We start from the raw sequence: 7,524 nt of genomic DNA, 5'->3' as shown, positions 1-7,524 counted from the left end.
GGGCCCGCCGCACCGCAGCCCGGGAAGCCGCCGTGGACGCCACCGCCGACACCGCCACCCCCCTCGACGCGCTCTGACCCGACCCACGGCCCGCGTCGGTCCCGCAAGCACGACCGGCGCGGGATCGCTCACCGCGTACACCGGGTGCCCGCCCCCAGCCGAACGTCTAGGGTGGATTTCATGAGCACCCCCGCGGAGAGATACGCAGCAGCCAAGGCCCGCACGGAACACTCACGGACACAGCTGTCCCATTTCGAGCAGACCCTCGACTTCGACCTCGACCCGTTCCAGCGGGAGGCGTGTACCGCCCTCGAGGCCGGCCGGGGTGTGCTGGTCGCCGCTCCCACGGGTGCCGGGAAGACCGTGGTGGGCGAGTTCGCGGTGTTCATGGCGCTGCAGCGCGGCCTGAAGGCGTTCTACACCACGCCGATCAAGGCGCTCAGCAACCAGAAGTACTCCGAGCTCGCCGCCGTGCACGGCAACGACCGCGTCGGTCTGCTCACCGGCGACACGAGCATCAATGCGGACGCCGACGTGATCGTGATGACCACCGAGGTGCTGCGCAACATGCTCTACGCCAACTCGGACGCCCTCGACAACCTTGGGTACGTGGTGATGGACGAGGTCCACTACCTCGCGGACCGGTTCAGGGGAGCGGTGTGGGAGGAAGTGATCATCCACCTGCCCACCGAGGTGAAGCTGGTGTCGCTCAGTGCCACCGTCTCCAACGCGGAGGAGTTCGGCGCGTGGCTGGACACCGTCCGCGGCGACACCGACGTCGTCGTCTCCGAACACCGGCCGGTCCCCCTCTGGCAGCACGTCATGGTCGGCCAGAGCCTGATCGACCTCTTCGCCGGTGACATCGCCTTCGACGAGGCGGCGCCGGCCGGCACCGACGCCGGCGCATGGGACCAGTACGACGTGAACCCGGAGCTGCTCGAACTCGCCAGCAACGAGATCCGCCTCAACCAGCGTGCCAACTGGGGCGGCGGGCGCCGCGGAGGACCGCGGAACGGGCGGGGCGGCCCCCCGCGGACGACGGCCGTCCGCCGTGCGACGCGCCCGCAGGTCATCAGCGCCCTCGACCGCGCCGACCTGCTCCCGGCGATCACCTTCATCTTCTCGAGGGCCGGCTGCGAAGCGGCCGTCACGCAGTGCCTCCACGCCGGGCTGTGGCTCACCACCGAGGACGAACGCGACGAGATCAGCGAGACCATCGACGAGGCCACGATGGACATCCCGCGCGACGACCTCGAGATCCTGGGCTTCTGGACATGGCGTGAGGGACTCATCCGCGGCGTCACGGCGCACCACGCGGGAATGCTGCCCACCTTCAAGGAGATCGTCGAGCGGCTCTTCGCGGCCGGGCTCGTGAAGGCGGTCTTCGCGACGGAGACCCTCGCGCTCGGCGTGAACATGCCCGCACGGACCGTCGTGCTGGAGAAGCTCGACAAGTTCAACGGCGAGGCCCACGTGAACGTCACCGCGGGGGAGTACACGCAGCTCACCGGCCGGGCCGGCCGGCGCGGGATCGACGTCGAGGGCCACGCCGTCGTGCTGTGGCAACCGGGCACGGATCCCGGTGCCGTGGCCGGGCTCGCCTCGCGTCGCACCTACCCCCTGAACTCGAGCTTCCGGCCCACGTACAACATGAGCATCAACCTCATGGCGCAGTTCGGGCAGGAGCGGTCCCGGGAGATCCTCGAGACGTCCTTCGCCCAGTTCCAGGCGGACCGCTCCGTGGTGGGCCTGGCCAAGCAGGTGCGCAGCCGCGAGGAATCGCTCAAGGGCTACGAGAAGTCCATGACGTGCCATCTCGGCGACTTCCGTGAATACGCGAACCTCCGGCGCGAACTGTCCGACCTCGAGTCGCGCGCGTCCCGGGACAAGTCGCGGTCGCTGCGCTCGGCCGCGGAGTCGTCGCTGGAGTCGCTCCGGCCCGGTGACGTCATCGACGTGCCGGGAGGGCGGAGCCAGGGGTACGCCGTGGTCCTGGACAGCGACACGTCGCGTGAGCCGCGGCCGACCGTCCTCACGCTCGAGACGCAGATCCGCCGCGTCGGCGTGCAGGACCTCGACGGTCCCGTGGAGGTCCTCTCCCGCATCCGGATCCCCAAGCACTTCAGCGCGCGCAGCCCGAAGGACCGCCGCGACCTGACGTCCTCTCTCCGCAACGCACTGCAGGAGAAGCGGCCGCCGCGGCGGGGTGCCGACCGGGTCGCGAGCGGCTACTCGGCATCGGCGGCCGCGGAGGAACGTGCCATCACCGATCTGCGGCGGCGGCTCCGCGCCCACCCCTGCCACGGCTGCAGCGAACGGGAACAGCACGCGCGCTGGGCCGAGCGCTGGTTCAAGCTGCGCCGCGAGACCGACAAGCTGGGCGGGCAGATCCGGGGCCGCACGAACACGATCGCCAAGACGTTCGACCGCGTCTCCGAGGTCCTGGCACACTACGGCTACCTCGAGTACACGGACGACGGCGTCTTCGTGAGCACCTCCGGGCAGAAGCTCCGGCGGATCTACGGCGAGAAGGACCTGCTGATCGCGCTGTGCGTCGAGGAGGGCGCCTTCACCGATCTCGACGCCGCCGAACTCGCAGCCCTCACCACGGTCCTCGTCTACCAGGCCAAGCGCGAGGAGCGCGGCGTCCGGCCCGTGATGCCGAGCGTGTCCCTGGAGGGGTCGGTGGAGACCATCATCCGCCAGTGGTCCCAGCTCAACGACGTCGAGGAGCAGCACCGGCTCCCCGTGACCGGTGAACCCGAACTCTCACTCGTGTGGCCGATGTTCAAGTGGGCACAGGGCCGGTCGCTCCAGGCGGCCCTGAGCGGCACGGAACTCGCGGCCGGTGACTTCGTGCGGTGGTCCAAGCAGGTCATCGACCTCCTGGACCAGCTGGCCAAGGTGCCGGACCTGCCGGGCGGCCTGCAGCAGACCTGCGTGCGGGCGATCAGGCTGGTCCGTCGTGGCGTGGTGGCATACTCGAACATCAGTGAGTAGTCCCCCTTCGGGACACCCGACGACAGAAAGCCTCCTGCACCTCCATGCCGACTTCGAAGCGCCCCCTGCCCGTCCTCTACCGCAACGGGTCCGTCTACAGCCCCGCTGATCCCTTCGCCACCGCGATGCTCGTCGACGGGGCGACGGTGGCCTGGGTCGGGTCCGAGCACGCCGCTGCGAACCTCTCCGGCCCCGACGTGCGCACCGTGGACCTCGACGGTGCACTCGTGACGCCCGGGTTCGTCGACGCCCACACGCACACCACCGAGACGGGCATCGCCCTCGGCTCGATCGATCTGGCCTCCTGCCGCTCCCTCGATGACCTGCTCGGCGCGGTCGCCGCTGCGGCGAGGTCCGGTGCGTCCACGATCCTCGGCTTCGGCTGGGACGAATCCCAGTGGCCGGAGAAGCGGGTCCCGACGGCCGCCGAGCTCGACCGCGCGGGCCACGGCGCCCTGGTCTACCTCGTGAGGGCCGACATCCACTCGGCCGTCGTCTCGGGGAGCCTCGCCGCGGCACTCGGCCTCGCCGCGGTCGACGGGTGGGACGACGGGTTCGTCGTCCGCGCGGCGCACGAAGCCGCCCGCCAGGCGACGCGCAACCTCGCCCCGGAGCAGCGCCGCACCTACCAGCAGGCCGCCCTGCGCCACGCTGCCGCCCGGGGGTACGTCGCGGTCACCGAGATGGCCGCTCCGCACATCGCACCGCGGGAGGACCTCGAGGTGCTGCTCTCGATCGACGGTGCGCAGGGCGAACTCGCGCTCCCGGAGGTCATCCCGTACTGGGCACAACGCGCCTCGTCGCGGGACGAGGTGCGCGAGCTGATGCAGGGCTTCGGCGGTCGCCTCGCGGGGCTGGCGGGCGACCTCAACGTCGACGGTTCCATCGGGTCGCGGTCGGCCGCCCTGCGCGAACCGTACAGCGACGACCCGGCGAACCGCGGCACGCTCTACCTGACGGAGAACGACGTCGCGGCCCACCTGCTCGCGACCACCGCCGAGACCGTCCAGGCGGGATTCCACGTCATCGGCGACGCCGGGCTCGACGTCGTCCTGAGCGGCCTCGAGGCGACCGCGCGCGAGCTCGGCGTCGAGGCGGTGCGCCGCTCACGCCACCGCCTGGAACACGTGGAGCTCGCCGACGATGCCGCGATCGCCGCGCTGGTGCACTACGGCGTCGCCGTCAGCGGACAACCCGCCTTCGATGCGCTGTGGGGCCGGGAGGGCGGACTGTACGACCAGCGGCTGGGGGAGCGCAGGACCGGGATGAACCGGTTCGCCTCCCTCCTGTCCGCGGGCGTGCTCGTGGCGCTGGGATCGGACAGCCCGGTGACACCCCTCGATCCATGGGCGTCCGTGCGTGCCTGCCTGCAGCACAGCACCGCCGCGGAGAACATCTCAGCCCGCGCCGCGTTCATCGCGCACACCAGGGCCGGCTGGCGCCTCTCGGGCCGCAGCCCCATGATGGGACAGCTCGCGCCCGGCACCCCGGCGTCCTTCGCCGTCTGGAAGGTGGACGAGCTCATGGTGCAGACACCGGACAACCGCGTCCAGTCCTGGAGCACGGACCCCCGGGCGGGCACCCCGCTGTTGCCGGCACTGGACACGGAGAACGCGCCGTCGTGCCTGGAGACCGTGCACGACGGGCGCCGTCTGTTCGCCGCCGAGGAGTTCGCGGCGGCGTAGGACCACCGAATCCGCGGCCCGTCGACGACCGTCGTCTGACCTGCGCAAAGGCCTGTCGTCGCAGGTCAGAGTGCTGTTGACACCTCCTCCACAGCACGTAAGCTTTTGCCCTACGGGTTGGAGGAACTCCCACGGGAGGAAACCTGGCCGGCCTCTACGAGCGCAACGCATCGGCCTTTCCAATGGCGCGTGTTGCCCCTCCAGGCGGAGCCGGCACTTCCAAGGGCAGGTCCACGCATCAGTAGAAAACGGTGTCGCCATGCGTGACGGCATCGGTACGAAGATGCGTGGATCTGCCGACCCGTCCACCCGGGAGCCGGGCCTCTCCTTTTCCGGGCGTGCCGCGACGGTCGCCTATACTTGCAGACTGGCTCCGGTACGGAGTCGGTCCCTGCGCGATGCGCGTCCCGATGGAAAGGCCCACCTGCGTGCGAGTCGTCACGATCATCCCCACCTACAACGAGATCGAATCGCTCCCGCTGACCCTCGCCCGCCTCCGGGCAGCCGTCCCCGCGTCCGACGTCCTCATCGTGGACGACAACAGCCCCGACGGCACGGGTGACCTGGCGGATCGTGCCGCTGCCGCCGACGCCCAGGTGCACGTGCTGCACCGGAAGGGCAAGGAGGGCCTCGGTGCGGCCTACATCGCCGGTTTCCGGTGGGGCCTGGACCGGGACTACGACGTCCTCGTGGAGATGGACGCGGATGGTTCCCACAAACCCGAGCAGCTGCAGGACCTCCTCGATGCCGTGGATCGGGCCGACCTCGTGATCGGCAGCCGCTGGGTCGCCGGTGGCAGCGTTGTCAACTGGCCGGCCCACCGCAAGCTCCTCTCGCGTGGCGGCAGCACGTACTCCCGCCTGATGCTCGGACTACCCGTCCGCGACATCACCGCCGGCTTCCGGGCCTTCCGCCGGTCGACGCTGGAGAGCCTCGATCTCGCCGCCGTCGAGTCCGTGGGCTACGGCTTCCAGGTGGACATGACCTTCCGGGTGGCGTGCGCCGGCCTCACCATCGTCGAGGTGCCCATCACCTTCGTGGAGCGCGAGCTCGGCGCATCCAAGATGAGCGGGAACATCGTGTTCGAGGCCATCGCCAATGTCACCCGCTGGGGGCTCGCCGCCCGGTGGGCCACGCTGACCGGGCGTGCCTGACAGCAAGAAAAAGGCACCCGCCGCGGCGGGTGCCTTTTTGCTTGCTGTCTCGGGTTACGCCGAGCGGCGCTCTCCGCGACGCTCACGCAGGATCGTGAGCCGGTCCTGGAGGATCTGCTCGAGCTCCTCGACCGACCGGCGCTCGAGGAGCATGTCCCAGTGGGTGCGGACGGGCTTGTCGTTCGAGGTGTCCGGCTTCTCCCCGTCGACGAGGAGGGCTTCCTTGCCGGTCTTCGAGACCCAGGTGGCCGGGATGTCCGCTTCCGAGGAGAAGGTCACGAAGACCCGCTCGCCGTCCTCGCAGCGGTACTCGACCCGCTGACGGGGAGCAGGCTCGACGCCGGATTCCGTTTCCATGGACTGCGCACCGAGGCGCATGCCGCGCAGGCTGCGATCGCTCATGATTCTCTCCTAGTCACCGTGGCCTCCCGTCTACCGGTCGGCCGTTACCGCTGTTTCTCACCGAAGTCCTACCCGGGCTCCGGTACCCGCGATCGCCGTCGGGCGAAAGGGAAGCTGTCCGTATAACACTCCGTACCGCGCAGATGTTCCTGCCGGGGGAGGGGTAAACACCTAAGTATACAGCCGGCCTCCGGGCACCGGTGAGCTCCGGGTGGGATCGGTCGTGGCTCAGGTGCGCGTGACCGCCTCGGGGCCGTCGGAGGGGGAGTCCGGGGTGGTGGTGCCGAGGACGTTGCCGATGCCCTTCAATGCCTCGCCGACCTCGCTCGGAATGATCCAGAGCTTGTTCGCCGAGCCGTCCGCGAGCTTGGGCAATGTCTGCAGGTACTGGTAGGCGAGCAGCTTCTGCGTCGGGTTGCCCTTGTGGATGGCGTCGAACACCTTGTGGATCGCCTGTGCCTCGCCGTCGGCGCGCAGGATCGCGGCCTTCGCGTCACCCTCGGCGGCGAGGATGGCGGCCTGGCGCTGGCCCTCCGCCGTGAGGATCTGGGACTGCTTGGTACCCTCCGCGGTCAGGATCGCGGCGCGACGGTCACGTTCGGCGCGCATCTGCTTCTCCATCGAGTCCTGGATGGAGTGGGGCGGATCGATCGCCTTGAGTTCCACGCGTCCGACGCGGATACCCCAGCGGCCGGTCGCCTCGTCGAGCACGCCGCGGAGCTGACCGTTGATCTGGTCCCGTGAGGTCAGGGCCTCCTCGAGGTTGAGTCCACCCACCACGTTGCGCAGGGTGGTCGTCGTGAGCTGCTCCACGGCCTGGATGTAGTTGGCGATCTCGTAGGTCGCCGCGCGCGGGTCGGTCACCTGGAAGTAGACGACCGTGTCGATGGACACCACCAGGTTGTCCTCGGTGATCACGGGCTGCGGCGGGAAGGACACCACCTGCTCGCGGAGGTCGAGGAGCGGCAGCAGCCGGTCGACGAACGGGATGAGGATGGTCAGTCCCGGGTTCAGCGTCCGCTGGTACTTGCCGAGCCGTTCGACGACGCCTGCGCGCGCCTGCGGGATGATCCTGACGGACTTCACGAGTACGACCAGGACGAAGATGATGAGGACGATCAGGACCAGAGTGAGTCCGATCGTCCCGGCGGTGCCGTTCATGGATCCCCTTTGTTGTGGTGGGTGCGCCCCTCGGGGGCCGATGTGCGGCCAGGACGCGGAAAAGGCGTGGGCGGAGCGCGCTATGCCTCGGTGACCGGAGGCAGGGGACGGTCGGCGACCGG

5 protein-coding genes are annotated in these 7,524 nt (G+C 69.7%); 3 read left to right on the top strand and 2 right to left on the bottom strand.

All coding sequences use genetic code 11. From position 1 onward, the window contains the following. Nucleotides 1–180 precede the first annotated feature (180 nt). The 3 genes from CVO76_RS14290 to CVO76_RS14280 all read left to right on the top strand — a co-directional run bounded on the left by CVO76_RS14290 (nt 181) and on the right by CVO76_RS14280 (nt 5,839). Nucleotides 181–3,000 carry a DEAD/DEAH box helicase gene (locus tag CVO76_RS14290; protein ID WP_208739820.1) on the top strand — a complete coding sequence of 940 codons (2,820 nt, stop codon included), beginning with the start codon at nt 181–183 and terminating at the stop codon, nt 2,998–3,000. A gap of 44 nt (nt 3,001–3,044) precedes the next feature. Further along, the gene (locus CVO76_RS14285; protein WP_208739818.1) at nt 3,045–4,685 is read left to right on the top strand and encodes an amidohydrolase; all 1,641 of its coding nucleotides are present in this window, start codon (nt 3,045–3,047) and stop codon (nt 4,683–4,685) included. Nucleotides 4,686–5,113: 428 nt separating this feature from the next. Next, the gene (locus CVO76_RS14280; RefSeq protein ID WP_208739816.1) at nt 5,114–5,839 is read left to right on the top strand and encodes a polyprenol monophosphomannose synthase; all 726 of its coding nucleotides are present in this window, start codon (nt 5,114–5,116) and stop codon (nt 5,837–5,839) included. A gap of 54 nt (nt 5,840–5,893) precedes the next feature. On the opposite strand, the gene CVO76_RS14275 is transcribed toward CVO76_RS14280, so the two are convergent. Together CVO76_RS14275 and CVO76_RS14270 are read right to left on the bottom strand one after the other, a co-directional pair. Further along, entirely contained in the window at nt 5,894–6,241 is a 348-nt protein-coding gene (locus CVO76_RS14275) for an RNA polymerase-binding protein RbpA (RefSeq protein WP_043445375.1), read from the bottom strand. A gap of 228 nt (nt 6,242–6,469) precedes the next feature. After that, entirely contained in the window at nt 6,470–7,402 is a 933-nt protein-coding gene (locus tag CVO76_RS14270) for an SPFH domain-containing protein (protein WP_133083113.1), read from the bottom strand. Nucleotides 7,403–7,524: the final 122 nt, after the last annotated feature.

The sequence above is a fragment of the Arthrobacter agilis genome (genome assembly GCF_002953615.1).
Classification (GTDB): domain Bacteria; phylum Actinomycetota; class Actinomycetes; order Actinomycetales; family Micrococcaceae; genus Arthrobacter_D; species Arthrobacter_D agilis_B.
The sequence above is the reverse complement of the archived record's forward strand: the minus strand, read 5'-3'. Positions and strand labels throughout refer to the sequence as shown.